Here is a 1,550-nt window from a genome sequence, read left to right as displayed (position 1 = left end):
ACGGAGTTCTGGTCAGCGGTAATAGTGACCAGCACCAGATCGCCTTGGTTACCCGTGCCCGGGGTACCCGAACCTGGCTCGTCAGTTACGGTAGTGGTTACAACCTCATTGCCCAGCGTCAACTTCTCGAAGTTATCTCCACCCGAAACCGACTCTAGCTTGTTCACCAGAGCAGGCTGGCCACCCATATACACATCATCGCCAACGGCAATAGTAGTGCTGCCAGCGACGCTATTGGCTGGAATGGTGACTTTCGTCCCGTCAGTCAGCGTGAAAGTCAGTGCTCCATGTTGAGTGACAGGCAAGCCTTGAGCGTTGCTCAGGGTTACGGTGTAGGTAACTTGGCCACCCTCTGTAACAGTCGTCTTGTCCGCCGTAAGGGTTGCGATGACTTCGCTGATGGTGTCGGAAATTTCAACTGTTGCCGGGCCACCGATGACTAGGTTCTCGAACGTGGCGCCCGGGACGCTAGCGTCGGTCACACCTAGCGTGACGGAGCCTGGATCCTTGATGACATCGTCGCCTTGTGCGGCGAGCTTGTACTCGACCTCAGTCTTTCCAGCCTCGATGGTGACTTTGTCACCATTCGACAATGTGACAGTGAGCGGACGGTCCAAGGCTTGACTGACTTTGACCGTGAAAGACGGCTGCTGATCTTCGGTCACATTGCCGTTACTGACGATGCTAACGGTGACAGTGTCGATACTGTCGTTGATGACCGTGGAGGCTGGCGTGGGGTTTGCGGTCAGTTCTTCGAAGTTGCCGCCGGTGGCGCTGTCGATGGTCACGCTAACGGTGGAACCGTTGTTGTAGACGTCGTTGGCCGGGGTCTGGAAATCGATGCTGCCCTGGGTCTTGCCTGCTTCAACAGTGATGACCTGGCCGTTGGACAGGGTCACGGTCACCGGCGTCTGGGCCGGGTTCGTCAAGGTCACGGTGTAGGTGATGACGCCGCCTTCAGTGACGCTCGGCGAAGCCGTCAGCGTGGCAGTGGTCGTGTCGATCGAGTCGTTGATCGTCGTTACCGCTGGCGTCGGATTAGGCGTCAGCTGCTCGAAGTTACCGCCCGTGGCGCTGTCGATGGTCACGCTAACGGTGGAACCGTTGTTGTAAACGTCGTTGGCCGGGGTCTGGAAATCGATGCTGCCTTGAGTCTTGCCTGCTTCAACGGTGATGACCTGGCCGTTGGACAGGGTCACGGTCACCGGAGTCTGAGCCGGATTGGTCAGGGTCACGGTGTAGGTGATGACACCGCCCTCAGTAACCGAAGGGTTCGCGGTCAGGGTCGCGGTAGTGGTGTCGATTGAATCATTGATCGTCGTTACGGCTGGCGTCGGGTTAGGCGTTAGCTGCTCGAAGTTACCGCCCGTGGCGCTGTCGATAGTCACGCTAACGGTCGAGCCGTTGTTGTAAACGTCGTTGGCCGGGGTCTGGAAGTCGATACTGCCCTGAGTCTTGCCAGCCTCAACGGTGATGACTTGGCCGTTGGACAAGGTCACAGTTACCGGAGTCTGGGCCGGGTTGGTCAGCGTCACGGTGTAAGTGATGAC

The 1,550-nt window shown here is 57.9% G+C and carries 1 protein-coding gene; it reads right to left on the bottom strand.

The features are described from left to right. A partial coding sequence (locus tag ACF8GB_RS17730; RefSeq protein WP_392527389.1) for an immunoglobulin-like domain-containing protein occupies nt 1-1,550 on the bottom strand: 1,550 nt, incomplete at both ends.

This window comes from Pseudomonas sp. xss_4 (assembly GCF_043104125.1).
GTDB lineage: Bacteria > Pseudomonadota > Gammaproteobacteria > Pseudomonadales > Pseudomonadaceae > Aquipseudomonas > Aquipseudomonas parafulva_B.
This window is presented reverse-complemented; position numbering and strand designations above follow the sequence as displayed.